This is a genomic window from Streptomyces malaysiensis subsp. malaysiensis (genome assembly GCF_040653035.1).
Taxonomy (GTDB): Bacteria; Actinomycetota; Actinomycetes; order Streptomycetales; family Streptomycetaceae; genus Streptomyces; species Streptomyces malaysiensis.
In genome coordinates this window covers 25425-51823 of the sequence record NZ_JBEZNG010000042.1, presented here as the reverse complement: position 1 = coordinate 51823, position 26399 = coordinate 25425, and the positions used below count along the sequence as shown (strand labels likewise).

The following is a 26399-nucleotide window of genomic DNA, read 5'->3' as shown; positions in this document are numbered from 1 at the left end:
TCCGAAGCCGTCCGGTCCGGCGTGCGAGGCGACGCGCACCCCACGCCGACTCGGTCACCGGACAGGATGTCCGACGGGATTCCTGGCGTACGAATGGTTCGATCGTAGGCGCCGCCCGGCTCCACTGACAGGACCCGTCGCCACCGCACTGCTGCTCGGTATCTGCTGGGTGGCGCAGTGGATGTTGCCGCCGCCGAGGAGGAGTTCGCGGGTAGGGAGGCCGACGACCGTGTGGTGCGGGTGGATCCTGGCGAGGCGGGCGAGGGCTTCGTCGTCGTGTTCGGGGTCGAGCAGGGGGACGAAGAGGTGGTCCTGCGTGGCGTAGAAGTTGGCGTAGGAGGCGGCGAGCCGGGGGCGTGGCGCGGTGCCGGTGGTCGGGACTCCGTGACGGTCGGTGCCTCGAAGCTCGACCTCGGTGGCGTACAGCGGGCCGGGCAGCGGCAGTTTCTCCACCCGGAGGGTACGGCCTCTGGCGTCCTGGACGTTTCTCAGGTCTTCCAGGGCGCGTGCGCTGCGCTCGTACTGGGGGTCGCTCGTGTCGTCGGTCCAGGTCAGACAGACCACCCCGGGGGCGGCGAAGCACGCCATGTTGTCCACGTGGCCACGCGTCCCGTCGCAGGCGAGGCCCCACTCGATCCACACGGTGCGGGTCACCCCGAGGTAGGCCGCCATGAGGTGATGCATGGCGGCGCGTGAGGGGGAGTCGTTGCGGGCGGGGTCGAGCAGGGTCTCGGCCGTGACGAGGGCGGTTCCCTGCCCGTCGACGTGGAAGGAGCCGCCCTCCAGCACGAGCGGGGCGCGGTAGCGGTCGGTGGCGGTGAGGTCGAGCACCCGTTGGGCGTACTGGTCGTCGGTGGCCCAGTACGGGTAGCGGTTGCCGTAGCCGTTGAAGGCGAAGTCCACGCCGCGGCGCCGCCCGGTGCCGTCGACCACGAAGGTGGGGGCGATGTCCCGGGCCCAGCCCAGCCAACTGGTCGTCTCCACCACGCGGACGCGGGAGTCGAGGCGGGAGCGGGCGTGTGCGTACTGGTCGCCGGTGACCGTGACGGTGACGGCCTCCCCGGTGTCCGCGACGGCGTTGGCGAGGGCCGCGAGGGCGCGCTGCGCGGGGCGGGCTCCTTCGCGCCAGACGTAACCGTTCTGCGGCCACGCCATCCAGCATCCGTCGTGCGGCTCCCATTCCGCCGGCATGCGGAAGCCGTCCGCTGCGGGTGTGCTCTCCACGGTCCTCATCGCGCACTCCCTTGATGGCGTTCGAGGACGGAGGTGATCGACGGCGGCTGGGCGGTGATGCGGGTGCGCGCCTTCCTGCGGTGGCGGACCATCCACACGACGAGCGGGATGAGGACGGCGAATTCCAGCGGTGGCGTGAGCGAGGCGGCTGTGGACACCGGCAGGGTCAGCACGAGCAGAACGCGCACCACGGCCTCTGCCATGAGCCCGGCACCGCATACCAGCGTCTCCGTGCGGTGCGCGCGGAGCAGGATCGGGTCGTGCGACGGTTGACCGTGCAGCCTGCCGGCCAGATAGGCGGTGGCGGGCGTGGCGGTGAGGCAGCTTGTGAGGAACACGAATCCGGCGAGGGCGCTGACCAGTGGGTCACGCAGGAGCAGCGGCTGGGGTTCGGAGGTCACGGCGGCGAAGGCGGCCGACAATCCGTACATGAGGAGCATGGCAAGGGCCAGGCCGTCGGCGCGCCGGTCATACAGGACGGTGGCGGCGAGCCAGAGGGCCGCCACTGCGGTCGCGGTCAGGAGCGCGGGGAGTGTGGCCACACCCGCGAGGAGGCAGCCGTAGTACGCAAGGGGCGAGATGCCCAGGTCGAGGGCCAGGCGGGCCAGGCGGCCGAGGCGGCGGGTGCGCGCGGGCGCCGACGGCCGGGCCGACTGCGGTACTGAAGGCGAAGAGGTCGGCTCCGACGGGTCCATGGTTTCTCCTGATCCTGGTCACCGGGTCGGCGGGCTGCGGCGTCGGTCAATTTTTTAGCAGCATCATGCTAAATAAACCGTAGCACGGTCGTGCTATAAAAGCCGGATGCCGAAGATTGTGGATCCTGAGCAGCGCCGCCGCGACGTCGTGGACGCCGTCTTCCGGGTCGTGGCCCGCGGCGGCATCCAGCAGGCCACACTCCGGAACGTCGCCGCCGAGGCCGGCCTCGCCGTCGGGTCCGTACGGCACTACTTCGCCAGCCACCGCGAGCTCCTGATGGCCGCGGCCCGCGAGATGGTGCGCCGGGTGGACGTCCGAGTGGCGGCCCAGCGGGAGCGGCGGCACCCCGGGGGCGACCCGTACCTGGTGGCGCAGGAGGTGGCGGGTCAGTTCCTGCCGCTCGACGCGGCGCGCGCCGACGAGACCGCGGTCTGGCTGGACTTCGTCGCGGCTGCCCGCACCGACCCCGCCCTGGGCGAGATCGCCGTCGAACTCCACGACGGGCTGCGGGACGTCGCCGGGCGTCTGCTGCACCGTCTGGGCGTGGACGATCCGGTGGCGGCGGAGCATCTCGCCGCGGTACTCGATGGACTCACCCTTGGCGCGACGCTCCACCCCGACCGCCTGAGTCCGGACACCATCCGGGCCGTCCTGCACCGGCACCTGACCCAACTGCTCGGCGCGGCAAACGAGTCCGAGCACCCGGACGTATAGGTGCACGCGCGGCAGGTTCACAGGGCCGTCCACGCGGCCCCGGGCGCGGCGCCCGCACCCTCGGCATCGACATCAGCCGCCGTCAGGTGGCGGCGGGCCGCCGCCGGAGACCGGGCCGCATACGCGGCCGAAGCCGGCCGCCGCCGGCCATGAGGTCACCTTCCAAAGTGAACGGAGCAACTCAGATACTGGGCCATCGATCCTCGCACCGATCCGGGCGACCACCCGATCGCCCGAATCGCCGAAGCCGAGACGGAAGGCCGGGTCGGCGAGGTCGATTCTCCAGATCAGCCCGGTTGTTCGCCGAGGAGCACCGCCGTCGGCCCGATCGGGCCATGGGCAGCATACGACCGTGGACCCTGGTATCCCCACCGCGGGTGGCGATCGATGGATCCAGGGCGGTGGTCTGCCGCATGGCCCTCGGCCAGGCTGGGGAAGAGGCGCGAGGAAGCGCGCGTCAAACGCGCTTCAGTACACGATCGAGTGCCGCCCCGCCTGCGGGTCCCCAGTGCGGTTTCCCGCCGGGAAGGCCCCGATCTCCGTTCTGCCCCATGAGCATCAGGAAGAGACTCTTCATCGCGGCCGGCCCGCGGGCGCGCCGGATCGCCGCTTCGTCGGCATGCGCGTACCTGTCGAAGAACCGTGAGGCCGTGCCCGCGGGGAGCAGTACCCATGCGGCGGCGAGGTCCCAGGCCGGATCGCCGGCGAACAGGTCACCGAAGTCGACGACGCCCGAGAGCGTTCCGTCCGAGACGACGACGTTCGCGGGATGGAGGTCGCCATGCACCCACACCGGCGGGCCCTCCCACTCGGGGGCTGTGACGGCGTCGTCCCGGACGGCCCGGACGTCGGCAGCGATCTCGCGGGGGACAACGGCCTGGAAGAAGTGCTTGAAGCCGTCCGCGCAGTTCCTGGGGTGGGCACTGCGGTCCGTGGTGATCGGCGGCTCGGGGGGCGCTCCACGTACCCAGTCGGCCAGCCGCGCGGCCTGCGCGCGCAGCGCGGCCGGGGTTCGGCCCGGACACCGCCAGAGGCACGGCGCCGGGTACCGCGGTCCGCTCGGGAGAGGCCGGTGCCGCGGACACGTCCGGAAGGCGGGCGGCCACCACCACATGGCAGTCGGCACCGCCCAGCCCGAACGAGCTGACGCCGGCGACCCGGCGATCGCCGCGCCAGGAACCGCGTCCGGTGACCACCTGGAGGTTCAGCTCGTCGAGCGGGATGTCGGACGACGGCGTGTCGAAGTTGAGGCTGGCCGGGATGGCGGGCTTCCTGCGGGCGCTCCCGACGGCCATCCCGGCAGCGGCCTCGTCGATCTGGGTGGATGCCTGCTGTCGTCCTGTACTTTCTTCGATCGCCGTGTGGTGTCTCTGGGTGTCGACGGTCTGCGGGTGCTGGCGGTGGGTGGGGTCGGCGGCAATGTGGTCATCGGATGTGTCGCGGTGGTGGTGGGCAGGATGGTGTTCGTCTTTCCCGGCCGGGGTTCGCAGTGGGTCGGTATGGCGCGTGAACTCATGGGCGGGTCACCGGTTTTCGCCGCCCGCATGGATGAGTGCGTGCAGGTACTGGAACGGTTCACCGACTGGTGTCTCGCCGATGTGTTGGGGGACGTGGACGTGCTGGAGCGCACGGGGGTCGTCCAGTCCGTTGTGTGGGCGGTCGTGGTGTGGTTCGCCGCGGTGTGGCGGTCGTTGGGCGTCGTTCCCGGCGCGGTGTTGGGCCATTCCCGGGGTGAGGTCGCGGCCGTCGTGGTGGCGGGTGCCCTGTTGCTGGAGGAGGGTGCGTGTGTGGTGGCCCTGTGTGCCTGGACGGTGGGTGTCCTGGCCGGGTGCGGTGGTATGACGTCGCTGGTGCTGTCGGCCCGGGGGGCCGGGGCGCTGATCGGGCCGGGGTTCTCGGTCGCCGCGGTCATCGGTCCCTCGTCGGTCGTCGCCGGCGCCCCCGAGGCGCTGGCGGGGCTGGAGGTGCTGGCCGGGGAACGGGATGTCCGCGTTCGCCGGCTGCCCGGATTCTGTGTTCCGGTCTAGTGCACCGATCGAGACGAAGGTCGTGTGGGTGGGTGTGCTGCCTGATGCCGTCCGGGGGGAAGGGTCAGGTTTCCGCAGTACACGGACGGTGGCCGGCTGGGCAGGCGAGAGGCCCGGATGCCCGTTGCGCGGATACCGGTGGGCGAAGTCCTCGTCATGTCACGGCCCGTCCGGCCGGTCTCTTGTCCATATCGCTGTCGTACCGGCCGGGTTGCTCGCCCGCGCGGCCCGTGCGTCAGAGGCGGGGCGTGCTCACCGGAACGGGGGTGGAGGGGCAACGGGCACCTCGGCGCATCGGTCATCGGAACTACCCGAGCTTGCCTGTTGACCATGCTGCCTGCCGCACCGTGAAACACCGAGATCCCCGGCGGAGTCAAGCCGGGTGTCTCTTGTCGCGGGAGGGGCGGACCGGCCGGATGAGTGACTTTTTGGCCGAGTTGCCGGCGGGGAAGGTAAAGCGGCCGCGGGTGTGGCTGAAATTCCTTCCTACGTCTCCTGTAACTCTCTTCACCTGCGTCTTTGTGGTTCTCTGATTAATCGTGAGATCTCTCACATTACCATTGCTTTACTTGTTTATTGCCTTCCGTGTTTCGATGGTGTGCATCGTTTCCTGATCGGCACGGACACATCGGACGGCGGTCGTCGGTATACCACCGACAGGATGAACGGGGACGCTCACTTCTATGCCCGGCAACCGTGCTGACCTGCCGCTCACCGACGCGCAGCTGGGGGTGTGGCTCGCCGAACGCGGAGGATTCGGCGAGCCGGGCGCGTACCAGTGGGCGGAGTATCTCGAGCTGGACGGCCCGGTCGCAGTCGGCCTGCTGGCGAGGGCGGTCGCCGGGACGGCCGCCGACTGCGAGGCGGTGAACGTCCGGATCACCGCGGCTGGTTCAAAGGCCCCCGTGCAGCGGCTGGTCACCGGCGTCGAGCACGTCGTCGAAACGGTCGACCTGCGCAGGGCGCGCGACCCGGATGCCGCGGCGCTGGAGTGGATGCGGGCGGCCATGGCCGGGGCGGGAGGCTGCGAGGCGGGGCCGCTGTTCCTCGGCGCGGTGCTGCGCGTGAGCGATGACCGTACTCTGCTGTTCCACCGAGTCCATCACATCGCCCTCGACGGGGCGGGCATGGCCCTGTTCGCCGGACGGGTTGCCGAGGTCTACAGCCACCTGTCCGAGGGCAGCCAGGTGCCGCCAAGCGGCTGGAGCGGGCTTCGGACGCTGGTCGACGCCGAGAAGGCATACCGCGGTTCCGCCGAGCACGACGCGGACGGCGACCGGTGGAGGGGGCGGTTGGCGGGCCGGTCGCACTTCCCGACGCTCGGAGCGGGGCCGGCGGCGGCGTCGGACCGGTCACTGCGCACCAGCAGGGGCGTGCCGGTGGCGGAGTTCACCGAGCTGAGGGACGGCGCGCGGCGGCTCGGACACCGCTGGACCCGGCTGTTCACCGCGGCCACCGCGATCCTGTCGCACGCGATGACCGGTGACCGGGACGTCGTCCTGAGCCTGCCGGTCGCCGGCCGGTCCGCCGAACTCGTCCGAAGTGTCCCGGCGATGACGGCCAACGTCCTCCCGCTGCGGCTCCGCGTCGACCCGGCCGCGTCCGTCGGCCGCCTGCTCGACGAAGTGGCCGAAGAACTGCGGGCGGTACGCCGGCACCAGCGCTACCGGGGCGAGCGCCTGCGCCGGGAGATGGACTGTCCCGACGACGGCCGCAGGTTCTTCGGACCGGTCCTCAACATCCAGCGGTTCGATGGGCCGCTGCGCTTCGGTTCGCTCACCGCGACCGTCCGCAACCTCCAGGCGCCGCCGTCCGAGGACCTCTCCTTCTTCGCGCACGACCGCGGTGACGGCGAACTGCGCCTCGACTTCGACGCCAACCCCGCCAACCACGGCGAGGACCTCCTGCGAGGCGTCGCCGACCGCCTCCCGCACGTGCTGAGGCAGGTGGCGCGGGCCGAACGCGACACACCCCTGGCACGAATCGCGACCACCACCACGGGGGAGCGCCGCCGTCTCGCCGCCTGGGGCACGGGCGCGCCCACCCCGGCCGCGCCCGCCGAAACCGCCGTCGACCGGTTCGCGGACCGGGTACGCCGTGCCCCGGACGCCTTCGCGGTGCGCTGCGCCGGAACGGGTGAGCGACTGACCTACCGCGAACTGGACCGGCGTACCGCCGCGTTGGCCGGTGCGCTGGCCGCCGCCGGCGCGGGACCGGAACACACCGTCGCCCTGCTGCTGGAGCGTTCGGTGGACCTGGTCGTCGCCGCCGTGGCTGTGGTGCGGGCGGGCGCGGCGTACCTGCCCCTGCACCGGGACGACGCCCCGCCCCGGCAGCAGACCATCCTGTCCGACGCGGACACGCGGCTGCTGGTCACCGACCGGCACACCCGGGACGACGCCGTCGTGAGGTACGCCCGCGACCGCGGTCTGCGCCTGCTGGACGTGCGTGCCGGCTCCGACGCGGCCGCCGGTGGCGCGCCGCCCGGGGCCGGGGTGTCACCGGACTCCCTCGCCTGCGTGATGTTCACCTCCGGTTCCACCGGCCGGCCCAAAGGGGTCGGCATCAGCCAGGGCGCCCTGGCCTCGCTCGCCGCCGACCGCTGGTGGTCCGAGGGCGGCGCGGGAAAGGTCCTGCTGCACTCGCCGCACGCCTTCGACGCGTTCAACCTGGAGCTGTGGGTGCCGCTCCTGACCGGCGGGGAGGTGGTCGTCGCCGCGCCGGGACACCTCGGCCCGGCCGAACTGGCCCGGATCGTGGCGGAGACCGGGGTGACCGGCCTGTGGCTGACCGCCGGGCTCTTCCACGCCATCGCCGCCGAGGACCCGGCCTGCCTGGCCGGTCTGCGCCAGGTGTGGACCGGAGGAGAGGCGGTGTCCCCGGACGCCGTCCGCGCGGTGTCCCAGGCACTGCCGCACCTCACCGTCGTCAACGGCTACGGGCCCACCGAGACCACCGTCTTCGCCACCCGGTACGCGGTCCCGGAACTGCCCGCTGACGCCGTGTCCGTCCCCATCGGCGGCCCGCTGGACGGCAAGCGGGTGCTGCTTCTCGACGACGCGTTGCGGCCCGTGCCGCCGGGGTCCGTGGGGGAGCTGTATCTCGGGGGAGCGGGGGTGGCACGCGGCTACGTCGGGCGCGCGGGCGCGACCGCGGAGCGCTTCGTCCCCGCCCCGTCGGGGCCGCCGGGGGCGCGCGTCTACCGCACGGGCGACCTGGCCCGGTGGAGCGCGGACGGCCGGCTGGAGTTCGCCGGTCGCGCCGACGGACAGGTCAAGCTGCGCGGCCACCGGATCGAGACGGGCGAGATCGACGCGGTGCTACGCGCCGACCCGCGGGTCCGGCAGGCCGCGACCGTCGCACAGGAGCACCCGGGAGGGCGACGGCTCGTCTCCTACGTGAGGCCGTCCGGCGGTGCGGCGGACGGCCTCGACACGGTGGCACTGCTCGAGCGGGCGCGGGGCCGGCTGCCCGCTTACATGCTGCCGGCCACGGTGGTGGCCGTGGACCGGCTGCCCCTGACCCGCAACGGCAAGCTGGACCGGGCCGCGCTGCCCGCGCTCGAGTCCGCGGTCGCTGTTCGCAGCGCCGGAGGGGGCCCGGCCCCGCGCACGCCCGCCCAGAAGCTGCTCGCCGGGCTGGTGAGCGAGCTGCTCGGCGTACCGGACGTCCCCCTCGACCAGGACTTCTTCCGGCTCGGCGGGGACAGCATCCGCGCGATCCAACTCGCGGCGGCGGCGCAGCGCGCCGGTCTGGCGATCACCACCCCGGAGGTCTTCCGCACCCCCACCGTCGCCGGACTCGCCGCCGTCCTCGCGGACGACAGGCCCAAGCCTCCGACGCACCGGATCGCGCTGGAGGACGCGGACGACTCCGCGGTGCCGCTGACGCCCGTCATGTACTGGCTGCGCGAACGCGGCGGCACACTCCACGGGTTCGTCCAGTCCCTGACCGTGCGCACCCCGGTGGGCATCACCGGGGAGCAGGTCCGCGCGGTGGTGCAGGCTCTCGTCGACCACCACGCCATGCTGCGGCTCTCGCTGACCGTCACGGGCCCGATCTGGTCGCTGGAGGTGCTGCCCGCGGTGCCGGTCGAGCTGAACCGGCCGGGCCCGCCGACCGACCCGGAGCGCGGCCGGATGGTGCACGCGCGCTGGTGCGCCCCCGGGCCCGGGGCGGCGGGCGTGCTGACCCTCACGGTGCACCACCTCGGGGTCGACGGCGTCTCCTGGCGCATCCTCCGGGACGACCTCGACACCGCCTGGGACGCGGTACGCCGCGGCCGGACCCCGACGCTGCAACCGACCGGGACGTCCTTCGCGCAGTGGGCGAAGGCGCTGGTGGGGTACGCCCATCACCCGGCCGTGCTCCGCGCGTTCGCCCACCAGCCGGCGGAGCCCGTGGAACCGCCGGTCGCCGCGCGCCCCCTGGATCCCGCGTCGGACACCGAGGACACCCGGCGCCGCCACACCGCCACCCTGCCCGGCGCGCTCACCGCGCGCCTGCTGAGCGACGCGACCGCGGCTTTCGACTGCTCGGTGCAGGACCTGCTGCTCACCGCGTTCGCCCTGGCCGCCGCCGACTGGCGGGGCGGCCCGGACGCGCTCCTGGTGGACCTGGAGGGCCACGGACGTGAGGAGTTCGCGGACAACCTCGACCTGTCCCGTACGGTCGGCTGGTTCACCACCCTGTATCCCGTGGTACTCGACCCCGGCTGCTCCTGGGCCGAGGCGCGGACCGACCCGATCGCCCTGGACGGCGCGGTCGCTCACGTGCGCTCCCGCACCCGTGATTCCGGCCGCGCGGGACTGACCCACGCTCTGCTGCGCTATCTCAACCCGCAGAGCGCTCCCGCTCTCGCCGCCCGCCCCACGCCGCAGTTCGCCTTCAACTACCTGGGCCGCTTCGGCGTCGGCGGCGAAGGCCCCTGGCCGGTGCTGGCCGACGTGACGGCCGCCGGGACCGACTCGGATGACGGCCTGACGACCGCGGCCGGGCCGGCCATGAGCCACGCCGTCGAGCTGGACACGGTGATCACCGACCGCCCGGACGGGCCCGAGCTGGTCGCCCACTGGTCATGGCCCGGCGGCCTCCTCGACGCGACGCGCGTCGCCGGCCTGGCCGAGCGGTGGTTCGACGTCCTGGGCGCGCTGGCCGGCCGGGCCCGCTCCCGCGCCACCGGTGAACTGCCGCTGCCGCCGCTGGCCCAGGGCCTGCTCTTCCACTCGCTCTACGACCACGACGGGGTGGACCCCTACCTCGTCCAGTTCGTCTTCGACCTCGACGGAACACTGGACGCCGACGCGTTGCGGGACGCGCTGCACCGCCTGCTGCGCCGCCACCCGCAGCTCTCCGCCGGTGTCCGGTCCGGCGCGTCGGGCCGGCCCGTCCAGGTGGTGGTGCCGGACTCCGCCGTGGAATGGCACGAGGCGCCCGCACCGGAGGACCTGGAGGACTTCCTCGCCGCCGACCGCCGGCGCCGCTTCGACCTCGCCGACCCCCCACTGATGCGCGCCGCGCTGCTGCGCAGGTCCGCCGACCGCCACACCTTCGTCCTGACCACCCACCACCTCCTGGTCGACGGCTGGTCCATGCCGATCCTCGTCCACGAACTGTTCTCGCTCTACGCCGGCCGCCCACTGCCACCCGCAACGCCGTACCGCGACTTCCTCGACTGGCTGGCCACCAGGGACGCCCGCGCGGACGAAACGGCCTGGCGCGCGCTGCTGGCGTCCGTGGACGGCCCGACCCTGGTCGGCGGCCCCGGCCGGCGCGGCGCCACCGGAGCACGGGGCCGTGTGAGTGCCGAGCTGGACCCCGGGTCCACCGCCCGCGTCGAGGCCCTGGCGCGGGAAGGCGGCCTGACGACCAGCACCGTGGTGCGACTGGCCTGGGCGGTCCTGCTCGGCGCCCTGACCGGACGGGACGACGTGGTGTTCGGCGCCACGGTCTCCGGCCGGCCGGCCGAACTGCCCGGCGCGGAACGGATCGTCGGCTTGTTGATCAACACCGTCCCGGTCCGCGTCCGCCTCGACCCCCACCGGACGGTCGCCGACTGCCTGGCTAACCTGCGGGCCCAGCAACTGTCCATGCTCGACCACCAGCACGCCGACCTGACGACCATCCAGACCGTCACCGGCCACGCCGAACTCTTCGACACCGTCGTCGTCTTCGAGAACTATCCGGTCGACGACGAGGAACTGGCCACCCTGGTACCCGGCCTGAAGCTGCGGGAGGTCCAGGGCCGCGACGGCACCCACTACCCGCTGACCCTGATCGCCGTGCCCGGCGACCGACTGCGGCTCCAACTCGACCACAGCACCGACCTGTTCGACGGCGACGCGGCCGCCCGGCTCCTCGACCGCCTGCGCGCCGTCCTCGACCGGATGGCCGACGACCCGGCGGCACCGCTGGGGCGCGTCGACCTGCTGCTGCCCGACGAGCGCCCCGACCCCGGACCCCCCGCCCCCGGCCGGGACACCGGGCCGGCCACCCTGACCGCCCTGTTCGCCGCGCAGGTGCGCCGCCGGCCCGCGGCCCCGGCCCTCACCCACGGCGGCACGACCCTGTCCTACGCGGAACTCGACGCGCGCGCCAACCGCCTCGCCCACCTCCTGATCGAGCGCGGCGCGGGACCGGAGCGCCTGGTCGGCCTGGTACTGGAGCGTTCGGCGGACCTCGTCGTCGCGATCCTGGCAGTGCTGAAGTCGGGCGCGGGCTATCTGCCCCTGGACCCGGCGTACCCGCAGGAGCGCGTCCGGAGGGTGCTCGCGGAAGCCCGCCCCGTGCTCGTCGTGACGGGCGTCCCGCTGCCGGTACCGCACCCGCAGATCCTCCTCGACGGCCCCGACGCGGCCGCCACCCACCCGGCGCACCCGCCCGCCGTGACCGTGGACCCCGAGGCGGTCGCCTACGTCATCTACACCTCCGGTTCCACCGGCCGGCCCAAGGGCGTCCTGGTCAGCCACCGCAATGTCGTACGGCTGCTGGCCGTGACCGACGAGCGGTTCCGGTTCGGCGCCGACGTCCACGCCCTCTTCCACTCCTACGCCTTCGACGTCTCCGTCTGGGAGATGTGGACGGCTCTCGGCCGCGGCGGGCGGCTGGTGGTGGTACCGGACGACGTGGCCCGCTCGCCCGGAGACCTCCTGGCGCTGCTGCGCCGGGAGCGGGTCACCGTCTTGAACCAGACCCCCTCGGCCTTCTACCAGTTCCTGCGGGCCGAGGCGGAGGCCGGTACGCAGGCCCTGCCCGACCTGCGGATGATCGTATGCGCCGGGGAGGCGCTGGAACCGTCCCGCGTCCGCTCCTGGCACGGTCCGCGCCGGCCCGTGCTGGTCAACATGTACGGGATCACCGAGACCACCGTCCACACGACGTACACCGAACTGACCGACCCCGACGAGACCGCGAGCGTCATCGGCACCGCGCTGCCCGACCTCCGCCTGAGGCTGCTGGACCACGCGCTGCGACCGGTGCCGCCGGGCTGCCCCGGGGAGATCCACGTGTCCGGCCCCGGTGTGACCCGCGGCTATCTGGACCGGCCGGCGCTCACCGCGAGCCGGTTCGTGCCCGACCCGTCCGGCGCGCCCGGCACCCGGATGTACCGCTCCGGGGACCTCGCACGGCAGCGGCCGGACGGCACGCTGGAGTACCTCGGCCGGATCGACCAGCAGGTGAAGATCCGCGGTTACCGGATCGAGCCCGGCGAGATCGAGCGCGTCCTCGAACAGCGCCCGGACGTGGACCGGGCCGTGGTGATCACCGAGACCGGCACCGACGGCGGCCGCCTGCTGTGCTACGCCGTCCCGGCCAGGCGACCGGCCGGGACCGGGCCGGCCCAGGCGCTGTGGGCCGCCGAACTGCGTGCCCACGCCCGCACGGTGCTGCCCGCGCACATGGTGCCCGCCTTCGTCGTCCCCGTCGACGAGATCCCGCTGACCGGGAACGGCAAGCTGGACCGCGCCGCCCTGCCGCGCCCGCAGACCGCACTGCCGGTGAGCCGCGGGCCGCGGAACCCGCGTGAACGGCTGCTGTGCGACCTGTTCGCCCAGACCCTGGGACTGGCCGAGGCCGGCGCCGAGGACAACTTCTTCGACCTCGGCGGGCACTCGCTGCTCGCCACCCGGCTGATCAACCGGCTGCGCGCGGAGACCGGCCGCGAACTGAGTATCCGCACCCTGTTCGACGCCCCGGTCGTCGCCGACCTGGCACGCCACCTCCCGGAGGGCGCCGCCGTGGCTCCCGTTCGGGCGGCCGCCACCCCGCGACCGCAGCGCGTACCGCTCTCGCCCGCGCAGCGGCGGCTGTGGTTCTTCGACCGGTTCGCCGGCCCCAACTCCGTGTACAACATGTCCTTCGCCGTCCGGTTCACCGGGCCACTGCGGGTGGAACCCCTGCGGGCGGCCCTCGGCGACCTGCTGGACCGGCACGAGAGCCTGCGCACCACCGTGGTGGACCACCACGGCGAGCCGTACCAGCGGATCCGCGACGCCGACGGCCTGGCGTTCGAGACGGTGGACACCTCGGAAGCGGAACTGCCCGGACTGCTCGCCGCCGAGTCCGCGCACGTGTTCGACCTGGAGACCGAACTCCCGGTCCGCGCCGTGCTCCACGAGACGGCCCCCGAGCGCCACGTGCTCCTGCTCCTGCTGCACCACATCGCCGCCGACGGCTGGTCGCTCGGTCCGCTGGCCCGTGACCTGTCCATCGCCTACCGGGCCCGCGCCGCGGGCGACGCCCCGCGGTGGACGAGTACACCCGTGAGTTACGCGGACCACACCCTCCGCCTGCTCGACCGTGACCCGGACACCGGCGTCGACCACTGGACGCGGATCCTGCACGGCGTCCCGGAAGTGCTGCGGCTGCCGCTGGACCACCCGCGCCCGCCGGTCTCCGCACACCGCGGGGAGACCGTCCCCTTCACCCTTGACGCCGCGCTGCACGCCGGCCTGAACCGGCTCGCCGCGACCACCCGGACCAGCCTGTTCATGGTGGTGCACACCGCGGTCGCGGCACTGCTGCACCGGCTCGGGGCGGGCGATGACATCCCCATCGGCACACCCGTCGCAGGACGGCACGATGCCGCGCTGCACGACACCGTGGGCTGCTTCGTCAACACCGTGGTGCTGCGCACCGACGTGAGCGGCGCGCCGACGTTCGCCGAACTCCTCCAGCGGGTACGCGCCACCGACCTCGACGCCTTCGCGCACCAGGAGGTCCCCTTCGAGCGGGTGGTCGAGGCCGTCAATCCGCCGCGCTCCCTCGCCGCCCACCCCCTCTTCCAGGTGATGCTGGCCTTCCAGGACACCCCGGCGGCCGAGTTCGACCTGCCGGGCCTGCGGACGGAACCGGTCGCCGTGCACGGCGGCGCCTCCCGGATGGACCTGCTGTGGAGCATGCGGCAGACCGCCACGGACCACGGCGGTGAGGCCGGAATCGAGGGGCTGCTGGAATACGACACCGAACTGTTCACCCCCGCGTCCGCGCGCCTGATCCTCGCCCGCCTGGAGCGGCTGCTCCGCGCGGCCGTGGCCGATCCCCAGCTCCCCGTCGCCGACCTGCCCGTGCTCGTCGACGGCGAGCACGAACGGCTGATCCGGCAGGGGAGCGGCACCGGCCGTGAGACCCCTGGCACCACCGTGGCGGCGCTCGCCGCGGCCCAGGCGCACCGCACCCCCGAGGCACCCGCCGTCCTGTACGGCGCCACCGTGCTCAGCCACCGGGACCTGTTCCGGCGGACCGAACACCTCGCCGGGAAACTCCGCGCGCACGGCGCGGGCCCCGGCGCCCTGGTCGCCGTGGTAGTGCGCCGAAGCCCCGACCTGCCCGCCACCCTCCTCGCCGTCCAGGCGACCGGCGCCGCCTACCTGCCCGTCGACCCCACCCTCCCGGCCGAGCGCGTCACGGCGCTCCTGGCCGACGCCCGGCCCCTCCTCGTGGTGCGCGACGCTGCCGGACCCGCCACCGGACCCGTTGTCACCACCGGGGCGGCCGACCCGCTGCCGGTGCCACCGGACACCGCGTACGTCACCTACACCTCGGGCTCCACCGGCCGGCCCAAGGGCGTCGTCGTGCCACGGGCCGCGCTGGTGAACCTGCTGCTCGCCCTGCGCGAGCGGCTCGCGGTCGGCCCCGACGACCGGATGCTGGCCTGCGCACCCGTCGGCTTCGACATGTGCAAACCCGAGCTGTACCTGCCGCTGATCACCGGCGGCGCCATGGTCCTCGCCGACCAGGACGCGCTGCGCGACCCCGAACGCCTGGGCGCGCTGCTCGACCGGCACCGCGTCACCGTGATGCAGGCGACCCCCTCGCTCTGGCGGACGCTCCTTCCCCGACGACCACGGCAACTGCGCCAGGTACGCGCCGTCGTCGGCGGCGAGACGGTCCCCGCGGAACTCGCCGGGGAACTGGCCGCCGCCACCGCGTCGCTGCTCGCCTGCTACGGCCCGACCGAGACCACCGTCTGGTCCACCGCCCACCCGGCCGGCGCGCGGGCCGACGGCACCGTGCCGCTCGGCCGGCCGCTGCGCAACACCCGCGCCTACGTCCTCGACGACCGGCTGCGCCCCGTCCCCCCGGGCACGACAGGCGAGCTGTACCTGGCCGGCGCGGGCCTGGCGACCGGCTACCTCGGCCGCCCCGCACTGACGGCCGCCCGCTTCCTGCCGGACCCCTTCGGACCGGCCGGCCATCGGATGTACCGCACCGGCGACCTCACGTCGTGGAGCCGCGACGGGGTGCTCCGCTTCCACGGCCGGACCGACGACCAGGTGAAGATCCGCGGGCACCGGGTCGAACTCGGCGAGGTCGAAGCCGTGCTCGGCGGGCACCCGGAGGTCACGGCCGCCGCGGTGGCCGTGCACGACCGCGGCGCCGACGACCGCCGGCTCGTCGGCTACGTCACCCCCCACGACGCGGATCTGGACGCCGTCGGGGCGCACCTGACCCGGCACCTGCCGGATTCCATGCTGCCCGCCCGGCTGCTCGCCCTGGACCGGCTGCCCCTCGGCGTCAACGGAAAACTGCTGCGCGACCGGCTGCCCGAGCCCGACTGGGCGGCCGCCACCGGCGCCGAGCCGCCGCGCGACCTCCGTGAGGACCTGATGTGCCGCCAGTTCGCCGAGGTCCTCGGCGTACCGAGGGCCGGCCCCGAGGACAACTTCTTCGAACTGGGCGGCCACTCGCTGCTCGCCGCCCGGCTGACCGAGCGGGTACACGCCGTCCTCGGCCTCACCCCCACCCTCCGGAACATCTTCGAGGCCCCCACCCCGGCCGCCCTGAGCCGATTGCTCGACGGACCGCCGACCGCCTCCACCCCCGCCCACCTCGTACCCTTCCGGGCCACCGGAGAGGCCGCTCCGGTGTTCTGCGTCCACCCGCTGACCGGCATGAGCTGGAGTTACGCCGGCCTGCTGCGGCACATCGGCCGCCGCCACCCGGTCCACGGCATCCAGGCCGAGGGCGCCGGGGGAGTGGCGGACCTGCCCGGCACGATCGAGGAGATGGCCGAGCGCTACCTGCGGCTGCTGCGCACGGTCCGCCCGTCCGGCCCGTACCACCTGGTCGGCTGGTCCTTCGGCGGACTGGTGGCCCACGCCATGGCCGTCCGGCTGCGGGAACTCGGCGAGCCCGAAGGGACGCTGTTCCTGGTCGACGCCGTCGTCGCCACCGGGGCCGGGCCCGCCGAGCCCATCGACGAGCACCAGGTGCACCGGATGCTGCTGACGGCCGCCGGATGCGACGACGACCGCCTCGCCCCGCAGACCCTCGACGTCGCCACCGCCTCGTCACTGCTGCGCCGCGACGGCAGCCTCTTCGCCCGCCTCACCCAGGACGACATCGCCCGCGTCGTCGCCGTCTCCCGGCACAACGACGCCCTGCTGAGCGCCTACCGCCCCCCACGCTACGCGGGCGCCACCACCTACATCGAGGCCGCCGGCGAGCCGGGGCGCACGGTGCCCGCGCACGAGCTGTGGCGGCCGTACGCCGGCGGCGAGCTGACCGTCGGACACGTCGACGCACCGCACCACCACATGATGCGGCCCCCGCATGTGGACGCCGTCGGCGTCCAGCTCACCGAAGCCCTCGGGAGGACCCGTTGACCGCCACCGAGGACGCGACGTACGAGGCGGACAGCGCCGCACTCGACGAACTGCCCGCAGGAGCACGGGTGGTGATCAGGCTGCCGGGCGGCCGCCGCCTCGCGGATACCCTCCTCGGCTGCTTCGACCGGGAACTCGTCGCCGTCCCGCTGCACCCGCGGGCCGGGGACGCGGACCTCGCCGCCGGCGCCGCCCGGGTCGCCGCCGCGGCCGTCGTGGACGTCCACGGGGCCCGCCGCACCGCACTGCCCGATACTCACCCGGCACCCGAAGCCCTCGCGCTCATCATGTTCACCTCCGGCTCCACCGGTGCGCCCAAAGGGGTCGTGCTCAGCCGCCGTGCGGTTCTCGGCAACGCACACCGCACAGCGGTCCTGCACGGACTCACCCCGGACCGCCCGCACGGCACCTGCCTGCCGCTGCACCACTGCAACGCCCTGGTCATGTCACTGCTGGGCACCCACCTCACCGGCACGCCGCTCACGCTGCACCCCGCCTTCGACCCGGCCGGCTACTTCGCCGCGCTGGACGCCTCCGGCGCCAGGACGGCCTCCATCGTCCCGGCCCTCCTCGCTGACCTGGTCGAGGCCGCTCCCGCCTGGCCCGACGGCCTGGAATACCTGATCACCGCCGCGGCCCCGCTCACCGCCGACCTGGCCCGCCGCTTCCACGCCCGCTACGGCCCGAGACTGCGCCAGGGCTACGGCCTGACGGAGGCGGTCAACTTCAGCTTCACCATGCCGCTGCTCGACGACGCCGACTTCCGCACCCACTACCTGGAACGCACACCCCCGGTGGGCGTCCCCCTGCCCGGTACCGAACTCCACCTGGAATCCGGCGAGGTCTGGATCACAACACCCGATCTGATGACCGGCTACTGGCAGGACCCGCGCGCCACCGCCGCCACCGTCACCGACGACGGCTGGCTGCGCACCGGCGACCTGGGCGAGCTCCGGGACGGGCTCCTCGTTCTGCGGGGCCGCGCGGGCGAGCGCATCAACCGGGGCGGGGAGAAGCACCACCCCCTCGACATCGAGCACGGCTGGCGCCGGGCGGGCCTCACCGGCCGGTTCACGGCGGTCGCGGTGGAGGAGCCCACGCTCGGCGACGACATCGCCCTCGTCGCGACGGAACAGCCGGTGCCCGAGGTCCGCGCCCTGTACGAGCGATCGCCGCTGCGGCCCGCGGTCGTCCAGTTCGGCGGGTACCGGGCGACCGCCACCGGAAAGCCGCGACGCCGGGCGATGAGCCGGCCGCTGGCCGCCCGCCGCCTGGCGCCCGCACGCTACGACCGGCTGCTGCGCCACGCCGCGGCCACCGCACGCCACCTCCTGGACTCCGGGACCGACGACCCGGCCCTGCACTCCCTCGCCGAACACACCGCCGCCCGGCACACCGGGACCGGGGACGACACCGTCCTGGCCGCCTACGACTTCCTGCGCGGGCACTGGCACGCCCCCCACGACGCGGAACTCGCCCGCGCCAAGGCGTGGTGGCGCGGGCAACTGCTCGCCGCGTGGCCGCTCTCGGTGCACGGGGAACTGGCCGCGGAGCTGGCCGCCCGGCACGGCGTCGAGGAGGGGCCGGTGCCGTGGGGCGTCGAGACCCGCCTCGACGGCGGCGCACTGGTCCTCCTCCCGCACGGGCCGGCGCCGGGCGGCCCCGCCCGGCCGCTGGGCCCGCTGCTGTCCTTCCTCGACGTCCCCGGCAGCGGGGGGACGGACCGCTGGGAGTGGCTGTCCCGGCAGCGGAACGGCGGAACGGCCCTGACCGGCTTCTCGATGCTCCGCGCCGGGCGACATGACGCGGGCGGTGTGCTCTGGGCGCGCCACCCCGGTTCCGGTCCGAACAAGCACACGGGAGCCACAGGATGACGCAGCCCACCGAGACCACCGGCCGGATGAAGCGGTCGCCCGACCACGAGGACGAGGTCCTCGACGTCCGGGGCCACCGGGACCCCGACCGCAACCGGCTCACCCCGGTGGTGCAACTGCCCCCCAAGACCGCCCTGACCGTTGTCGACGCTCTGGCCGGCCTGGTCCGGGCGGCCCACCGGGAGGAGGGGGAGCGTCCCGCACCGCCCGGTGAGCCGAAGCGGGCGCAGGTCTTCGAGGAGGGCGACGTCTTCATGCTGGAGCCGCCCTTCCCGGGCTTCTTCGCCGACCGCTACCTCATGGACTTCTACGACACCGCCGCGCGAGATATCTGTTCGCGCATGCACCTGCACACCGGGCTGCGGTTCGTGCGGATGATGACCGGCCCGGACACCACCATCCGCGTCTCCAGCCTGTCGCCGATCACCATCCGCCCTGCGACGGGACCCTTCGCACCGCTGGCGTCCTTCGCCGACCACCTGCCCGGCACGCCCGACGGGGCGCGCCGCGAGCGGCACAACGTGATCGTGCCGCCCAACTCCTGGGTGGACATGCAGATACCCCGCGGAGTCTCGCACCAGTTCAACGCGGTCGGTCCGCACGCGGTCATCGACTCGGTGCACCCGGAGGAGTCCATCGAGACCCTGCGGGAGGGGATGTCGGGCTACCGGATGATGGCGCAGACCATCTTCCTCGCCAAGGACAGGAGCCCCGCCGCCACCTGCGCCGACACCGGCACACCGGAGACGAACCCGCCACGCTGAGCCATACAGGCCAAGCCCCACGGCCGCCGGACCGGCTTCTCCGCCCCGACCGCGCAGAGATCGGCAGGAAGACGTGAACCCCTTCGACGACCCGGACGGCACCTTCCTCGTCGTGGTCAACGACCAGAACCAGCACGCCCTGTGGCCCGCCTTCGCCCCGGTGCCCGACGGATGGCACGAGGCGCACCCGGCCGCACCCCGGGACGTGTGCCTGGACCACATCGAGCGCACCTGGACGGACCTCGCCCCGGGCGGTACGGCCCGCCACGCGGATCCGGCCACCGGCTGAGCCGAACCGGCCGCCGACCCGTCAGTCGCAGGCGTCCGTTGCGTATACAGGCCGGTACGTCAGAGTTTCCGAAGTCCGTTGAGGACCCTTTCCAGGAGCGCCGTGTCTGGCTGCGTACCGGGCCTCATGGCACTCGGGTCGTGGACGATGACCATGCCTGCTTCTGCCAGGTCGGCCACCAGGAGCCGGGCCACACCGAGTGGCATCCGCAGGAGTGCGGAAACCTCGGCCACCGACTTGATCTCGCGGCACAGAGCACAGATGCGCTGATGCTCAGGGAGCAATCCTTGGAGAGCGCTCGGGGCGATGGTCGTGCTGACCAGCGCCTCGATGGCGAGTTGGTAGCGCGGTCGGGTACTGCTCCCGCTCATGGCGTACGGCCGCGCCAGCGGCTGTACGTCCTCTGGCGCCGCGGCAGCGCGGGCGAGGTTTCCCCGCGTGTGCTGGGTGCCCGGGGCGGTGGCGCGAGGGGTGCCGCTCCCGGTCCGGAGGTCTGGATGAGGCATCGGAGCCTGTCGCTGGCCCCCTGCACGGAGGAGGGGGTGCGGTGTGGAGTCGGTGGAGTCGGCGGCGCGGTGCTGTGCGGTGATGTGGTGGCGGATCTGCCGCATCCCGGCCTCTTCGTCGAAGAGCGGGTCAACGGCTTGCGCGATCGCGTCCTCGGCATCGGCGAAGAGGTCACGCAACGCCGAGATCTCGGGTTCTGGGGAGTTCTGGTCACTGCTCATCGCCGGTCTCCTCTCCGCGGCGCGGGGGCGGAGCTTGGCGTGCCTGGCTGATCAGGCTGCGTACGGTCCCGTCCTCGACATCCATGATCAGCTTTCACGGCAACCCAGTTCTCCAGTAACGGACCGTCCTGTTGTTGATCACGGTCGAGCAGGGGAAGGGCGCGTGCCTCGGACTTGGCCGCTTGGACCACGTAGCGGACGGCCGATTTACGCAGCCAGCCGACCCAGTTGTGGACCGGTGGTCGGGACGGCTCGGTCAGGTAGAGCCACGCCTGGGAGAACGCGTGCTGCACGCCGTCCCACCCGTCATATGCTGATCCGCCGGCGGCGAGTGTCGCGGCGTGCAGCACAGTCCGTCCGTACCTGCGGTACAGCGCTTCCCACTCGTCACCGGCCGGACTCACCATGGTCCTCCCTCGTGGCTGTCCCACCGCGCGAGGGGTCGGCATCAGGGCGGGGGACAGCCAACTCCCACTCTGCCGTGGCCTTCATGCGCCGGTCCACCGACCGGTAGCGAACCGTTCCCCCGTGCGGCAAGGCGCGTGCCGACTCCGTCATCGTCCGAAGACGAGCCCGCTCGCGGACCATGTACGCCAGCGCCGCGGTCATGGTCCCCATTGCGCCGGCCAACGCGATGGCCAGCGATAGCCACATCCCGTTCAACTCCGTGCCTCTCCGCCCATGTCCCTTGCTGTCGAACGGTTAGAGCAACGAGGCGGCGAAAACGTCCAGGAGGGTTAGGAGCCGCAGCATCCCGTCGTCTTCATAGGCGAGAGCGAACGACGCCGCAGCCTCGTAGAACCACTTGAAGCATGGCAGCACGCTTATCAGCCTGGACGACATCGTGCTGGTCGGGCTGACGCGCATGGCCGCAGGGAAAGCTGCTGAAGGGTGCCGACTGTCGCCCGTCGTCCGCGAACTGTTCGCAGGGGCACCGCGGCTGTCGGACCGCCCCACCCCGCAAAGACACAGCCCGCGTTGACTTCCTTCCACAGGGGCGCCGCGCTGGGCGCGCCCCGATCCCCTCACAGGGACGAAGCGGTGGTCGGCACGGATGTACTTCTGCGGGGCGGCCGGGGCACACCGGGACGGGGACGGGGCGGCTCACACCTCAGCGGAGACGGCGCTGTCGTCCGGTTCTGCTGCGACAACCAGGACTCCAGAGCCTTCACCGACCGGCACCGAGACCTGCCGGATCAGTGCTTCCCATCCGTCGGGCCAGACGGTAGAGGCATCCCAGCGGATCCCTTCCAGCAGAACTTCGTCCAAGTTGGCGTCGTGCAGATCGGCCCCGATAAAGTCACTGCTGATCCTTTCTACCTCGGCAACGGCCCGGGACAGAGCGGCCGCCCGCAGGCTGGCGTGCTCGACGTCATGGTGAAGGTCTTCGGCGGCGACTTCCGCCCCCGGCAGGCATGCAGCGGCAGCATCATTGTCAGTCGCCAAGAGGGGTTCAAACTCCTCTTCCAGTACATGCCGGGCACGCGCCACGTCGCGATAGAGCTGCTCGGCAGGACCGGCCAGACGTATTTCGACTGCCGCAACATAATCCGCTGCGATCAGCGGTGCCGGATGCCGCCGAGGCGCTGGCAGCAACAGGACCTCCTCGAACAGGGCATCGAGCTGCTCGACTGCCTTACGGCTCTGAACCACCGGCTGCTGTGGCATCTCCAGCACTCGGCTCAGCTCTTCCAGGAGGCACACCGCTGTCTGCATAGCCTCCACCAGATCCCGGGGCCAGTACTCGCGGGCGAGGCGCAAAGCATGGCGGCGGTACTTCAGGCGCACCGCTGCTGGCCGGCTGGCCAAGGCCTCGCTCACGACGGGCGGAACCGCCTCACCAGCCTTCCCAGCGGGCTCCACGCGCGATCCATGAGTCAGCCGGGCGGTGACCGCGTGCCCGGCTGCACGGTGGGCAGAGGCCAGCAACCGGTCCAGCGCCAAGTCGGGGTCGCGCAGCTCTGGTACGCCACCGCGTGCCATGAGCCGGTCGTGTACAGCGATGCCGAGCTGCTCGTGCATCGAACCCAGCAGCGTATCGAGCGGGTCGCGGATGTTCTCCTTCACCGCGTGCCCGGTCCAGTCCTCGGTCATCGCTCCCTCCTCGACTCTGCGTGGCTGTTGCTGCCCTCGAGGGCTTGCCCTGTTTTCAATGCGGCCCGTGCCCTGGCCAGGTTCTGGCGGACTGCGGCCTGCGTGGTACCCATCGCGCGGGCGCTCTCCTGGGTGGTGAATCCGTCCAGGTGCCAGGCCATGGCGGTCCGCTGCTTAGCCGGTAACTGCAGCAGTAACGTAATGACCCGACGCTCCTCCTCACCCATTTCCGCTGCATGAGCAGGGCTTTCCCAATGCAACACCCCGGACAGCTCCGGCGGATCCGCACACGCATCCTCAGGTTTGACCTGCTGACGCAGCCACGATCGCGTCGCCACTGTGCGCAGCCATGCCTTCGGGTAGGCGATCGACAGGCCGGGAGTGCACATCTGGGTGAAGGCGTCCTGAGCGGCATCCTGTGCCTCCGCCCATGAGGCCCCCTGCAGCAGCAGGAAGCGCACCAGGGCCGGAAACTGGTCCTGGTGCAGCCCCTCCGCGAGCTCCCGACCGGGCAGAGAAACCGCAACCGTCTCCAGCGGTTCAGCCAAACCCAGCTCAGCGCTGACGGCATCCTCCATCACAGCCACCCCCACCCCGAGCAGACGACACGACAGCCCACACCTCGTGCCCCTGTGCGGACTCCTGTATCGCCCCTCGGGAGACAGCCGAACGGACACGCTCGGTCAGCCCCGCCTCGGCGATACGCGCCAACTCCACCTGCTGCTCCAGCCACCGGTGAGTGAGCTTTACCACACCACTGACCAAGCTGACGAGAACGGTCATGACCGCTCCCACCAACACCGGATCCACTGCGATTTCCCCTTTCACGCCCCGTCAACCTCTCCTGATGGAGGGTGCGTCTGCCTCAACAGTGGTCAGGAGAATGGAAAGTGTGACATCGCGCAGGTCGGAGCGGGCGCGGCCCGTCACAGCCATGTATCCCCCTGTCGGAGGTGACGTCTCTCGTGCCACCGTGCAGCGCAACAAGGAATTGCCGCCGCTGTGGCGCCCAAGGGCGTGTGCTTCGCCGAGGGGGTCGCTGAGGGTGCGGTACAGCTCCAGGGCTTGTCCGACCTGCTCTTCGCCGCTCCCCAGCACCGGCGGCCTGCCAGCACCTGGCTTGTGCGCGTTATGGGCGCTGTCTGTACCTGGCTGTAACGGGTTGGCAGCATGGACATGCACGGGGCGCGAGCGGACATGTGGTGGAGGGGAGCGTCGGTATGGGCGTCGACGAGATCAAGTCCCAGGGCTTCAGCCTGAAGGAACTGTTCCGCGACGTCGCTTACCAGGTCGACTACTACCAGCGTGACTACACCTGGGGCGAGGAAGAAGTACGCACCCTGCTGCGGGACTTATGCACGTCCTTCTCGCACTGGTCGAACGACCCGGCGCTCATCCGCCGGCCGGGCAACGCGCCGCAGTACTTCCTCGGCCCGTTCGTCTACTACGAGCAGTCCAAGAACCGGCGCTGCCTGGTAGACGGCCAGCAACGGTTCGTGACGCTCCACCTGCTCTTTCTCCAGCTACGAGCTCGCGTCAGGGATCACGGAGACGCGCGGCGTGTCGACCGCCTGAACAGGGCGATCACCACCGACGGCGCCCACTTCTCCATCGGGATCAGTGATCACGAGCCGGTGCTGCGCGCCGTCGATGAGGGCCGGGTGTACGAGACCGGGCTCGGGGACTCCCTGTCCCGCCGGAACCTGTGGGCCCGCAGTCAGCAGATCGAGGCCCAGCTGGCGGAGGAGCTCGACGCCGACAAGCTCGACAGGTTCACCGACTGGATCCTGGACCGGGTGGTGATGGTCGGGATCCGGGCGGCCAATCAGGACCACGGCTACCGCATGTTCGAGACGATGAACGACCGCGGTGCGCGGCTCACCGCCGTCGATCTGCTCAAAAGCCATCTGCTGGCCAACGTCGGGACGGGTGAGGACCAGCTGAACACCCGCTGGCAGGAGATGCTGCGAGAGCTGGCCACCGACCGTGAAGATCCGGGCGCGGCCGCACGGTTCATCAAAGCAACGCTGCTGGCCCGCTATGCCCGCCCCGACCATGCCGAGGACCGCCGGCAGATCGACGCCAACCTCAACGTGTGGGTGCGGCAGAACGCAAAGTACCTGGGACTGGTTCCCGATCGCCCCGAGAACTTCCTGGACTTCGTGCAGAGCCTGCTGGAGACGGCACGGCTCTTCAGACCTCACCTCGCCGCGAGCCGCGCACTGAAGAAGGACGGCGACAGGCTGGAGGCGGTGCTGTTCAACGAGCGCAACGGGCTCGGCGAACAGTCGGTCGCGATCCTCGCCGCCATCCGCCCCACCGACCCCCCATCCCAAGCGAAGGACAAAGGCCGCCTGGTGGCCGCCTACATCGACCGCTGGTACGCCCTGCAGGTACTACAGGACCTGCCCGTGCAGGCACCGGAAATCACCGAGCTCGTCCACAGCAGACTCGTCCCGATCTTGCGAGCATGCCGCACCCCCGCAGACGTAGCCGCCGCACTGGGCCAACTCGCCCTGCGCGATGGCAACGCGACCCCCGAGGCATCAACTCTCGGATTGCGGGGCAACAACTCGCACCAGATCAGGTACCTGCTGGCCCGCGCCACCGCCTACGTGGAGGAAAGCTGCGAGCGGCCACACGATGTCCTCGCCTACCTCGACAGGACGCAATTCCACATCGAACACTTGTGGGCCAACCATCCGAGCCGCGTCGAGGAGGAAATCCCGGACCCGGTCGTCTTCCGCAGCCTCCGCAACCAAATCGGCGGCCTGGGATTGCTCGAGGGGCGGGAGAACTCGAGCATTAACGACATGCCGCTGCACGACAAAGCCCCCTTATACGCGCGGAGCAACATCCTGCTCGGCATCATCTCGCCGGGATACAACCGCCGTAACCCACTCCTGCGCGACTTCATCAAGACACACCAGCTGGACAAACTTCTCAGGTCGTTCGGGCCGAAAGAGGCAATGACACCCGTCATCCAGACCCGACAGAAGCTCTACCTCCACTTCTTCGACCTCATCTGGAACCCCGAACAACTCGGCTTCCCCACACCGACACCGCAAGACGCCCCGCAACCCGACCAGAACCCTGCCCCACAACCGCGTGCCACCCCAGCTCGGCGCAAGACGGCACGCCGCCGCACAGACGTGGCGAAGATGCTCGACGCCCGCATCCTCACGGCCGGAACCCGCATCGTCCCCACCCACCGCTCCATCGACCACTGGGCGACGATCATCGAAGACGGTGGCGTTGTGCTCAACGCCACCGGAGGAACCCCCTACGGACGAGTGGACGAAGCCGGCGCCGTCGTCCGGGGCACCAAAACCTGCCAGGGCATGAAGGAATGGCACATCGAGGACGAGACGGGCGCGCGACTCAGCCTGCGCACCCTGCGAGACCAGGCAGTGGCGGCTGGCCACATGTAGAGCAGCGATGGCCCATACACGCGAATCGAACACGGCCCTGTTTTCGCCATTTGCGACTCATGCTCGATGACGGCTGGTGAAGCTGTTCTTGCAGCTAAGAGCAAACGACGGGGACATAATGGCGTGTGTTTTCCGATCTTCATGTGAGGTCGAGGCGCCGACCACGAGTTTCTCGACCAACGGTCAGGGCGCCTAGCCGGGAAGAATCGAACGGGATACTGCTTGTCCAGCCAGCGATGGCCTGTTCGTGCCTTATCTGCGGCGCATTCCTTGATCATCCAGCGGCCTTTGTCAGTGCCCGTTGCTACACCAATTCCCAACGGGCTGTGCCGCACTCGGCGGCCGCCAAGGGGAGGGGAAAGCAGCATGCCACCGCAGGGATACCACGTAGTCCGCAGCCATATACGGCGCAACCCGCGCCCTGGCGGGAAGAAGATGAGCG

Annotated in this window: 12 protein-coding genes and 2 pseudogenes; 7 read left to right on the top strand and 7 right to left on the bottom strand. The window is 71.7% G+C overall.

All coding sequences use genetic code 11. The features are described from left to right. Positions 1 to 54: 54 nt before the first annotated feature. Complete coding sequence (gene aguA / locus AB0E24_RS42475; RefSeq protein ID WP_359385137.1) at positions 55 to 1233, bottom strand: agmatine deiminase; 1179 nt, start codon at positions 1231 to 1233, stop codon at positions 55 to 57. After that, complete coding sequence (locus tag AB0E24_RS42470) at positions 1230 to 1928, bottom strand: VC0807 family protein (RefSeq protein ID WP_359385135.1); 699 nt, start codon at positions 1926 to 1928, stop codon at positions 1230 to 1232. The genes aguA and AB0E24_RS42470 overlap by 4 nt, the downstream gene beginning before the upstream one ends. A gap of 106 nt (positions 1929 to 2034) precedes the next feature. Between AB0E24_RS42470 and AB0E24_RS42465 the strand changes: the two genes are divergently transcribed. Beyond that, positions 2035 to 2643 carry a TetR/AcrR family transcriptional regulator gene (locus AB0E24_RS42465; RefSeq protein ID WP_359385133.1) on the top strand — a complete coding sequence of 203 codons (609 nt, stop codon included), beginning with the start codon at positions 2035 to 2037 and terminating at the stop codon, positions 2641 to 2643. Between the two features lie 457 nt (positions 2644 to 3100). Here the strand turns inward: AB0E24_RS42465 and AB0E24_RS42460 are convergent. Together AB0E24_RS42460 and AB0E24_RS42455 are read right to left on the bottom strand one after the other, a co-directional pair. Then, positions 3101 to 3601: pseudogene (locus AB0E24_RS42460) on the bottom strand (phosphotransferase); the annotation flags it as partial. A 193-nt stretch (positions 3602 to 3794) separates the two neighbouring features. Continuing rightward, positions 3795 to 3938 (bottom strand): annotated as a pseudogene (locus AB0E24_RS42455) (hypothetical protein); the annotation flags it as partial. Positions 3939 to 4004: 66 nt separating this feature from the next. Here AB0E24_RS42455 and AB0E24_RS42450 point away from each other — a divergent pair. The 5 genes from AB0E24_RS42450 to AB0E24_RS42430 all read left to right on the top strand — a co-directional run bounded on the left by AB0E24_RS42450 (position 4005) and on the right by AB0E24_RS42430 (position 19704). Then, positions 4005 to 4670, top strand: a complete 666-nt coding sequence (locus AB0E24_RS42450) for an acyltransferase domain-containing protein (protein ID WP_359385130.1) — start codon at positions 4005 to 4007, stop codon at positions 4668 to 4670. A 683-nt stretch (positions 4671 to 5353) separates the two neighbouring features. Continuing rightward, positions 5354 to 16777 carry a non-ribosomal peptide synthetase gene (locus AB0E24_RS42445; RefSeq protein ID WP_359385128.1) on the top strand — a complete coding sequence of 3808 codons (11424 nt, stop codon included), beginning with the start codon at positions 5354 to 5356 and terminating at the stop codon, positions 16775 to 16777. Further along, positions 16774 to 18651, top strand: coding sequence for a class I adenylate-forming enzyme family protein (locus AB0E24_RS42440; RefSeq protein ID WP_359385126.1), 1878 nt, complete (start codon positions 16774 to 16776; stop codon positions 18649 to 18651). Before AB0E24_RS42445 ends, AB0E24_RS42440 begins: the two co-directional genes overlap by 4 nt. Then, entirely contained in the window at positions 18648 to 19415 is a 768-nt protein-coding gene (locus AB0E24_RS42435) for a hypothetical protein (RefSeq protein ID WP_251774167.1), read from the top strand. Before AB0E24_RS42440 ends, AB0E24_RS42435 begins: the two co-directional genes overlap by 4 nt. Positions 19416 to 19488: 73 nt before the next feature. Continuing rightward, the gene (locus tag AB0E24_RS42430; RefSeq protein WP_069875238.1) at positions 19489 to 19704 is read left to right on the top strand and encodes an MbtH family protein; all 216 of its coding nucleotides are present in this window, start codon (positions 19489 to 19491) and stop codon (positions 19702 to 19704) included. A 59-nt stretch (positions 19705 to 19763) separates the two neighbouring features. On the opposite strand, the gene AB0E24_RS42425 is transcribed toward AB0E24_RS42430, so the two are convergent. The 3 genes from AB0E24_RS42425 to AB0E24_RS42415 all read right to left on the bottom strand — a co-directional run bounded on the left by AB0E24_RS42425 (position 19764) and on the right by AB0E24_RS42415 (position 23104). Continuing rightward, positions 19764 to 20210 (bottom strand): DUF742 domain-containing protein, encoded by a 447-nt coding sequence (locus tag AB0E24_RS42425; RefSeq protein ID WP_435865388.1) that lies wholly within the window; start codon positions 20208 to 20210, stop codon positions 19764 to 19766. Between the two features lie 1326 nt (positions 20211 to 21536). Further along, positions 21537 to 22526: a hypothetical protein gene (locus AB0E24_RS42420; protein ID WP_359385122.1), complete on the bottom strand. Its 990-nt coding sequence runs from the start codon at positions 22524 to 22526 to the stop codon at positions 21537 to 21539. Continuing rightward, the gene (locus AB0E24_RS42415) at positions 22523 to 23104 is read right to left on the bottom strand and encodes an RNA polymerase sigma factor (protein WP_359385120.1); all 582 of its coding nucleotides are present in this window, start codon (positions 23102 to 23104) and stop codon (positions 22523 to 22525) included. Before AB0E24_RS42415 ends, AB0E24_RS42420 begins: the two co-directional genes overlap by 4 nt. 642 nt (positions 23105 to 23746) lie before the next feature. On the opposite strand from AB0E24_RS42415, the gene AB0E24_RS42410 reads away from it, so the two are divergent. After that, positions 23747 to 25957, top strand: a complete 2211-nt coding sequence (locus AB0E24_RS42410; protein ID WP_359385118.1) for a DUF262 domain-containing protein — start codon at positions 23747 to 23749, stop codon at positions 25955 to 25957. Positions 25958 to 26399 lie beyond the last annotated feature (442 nt).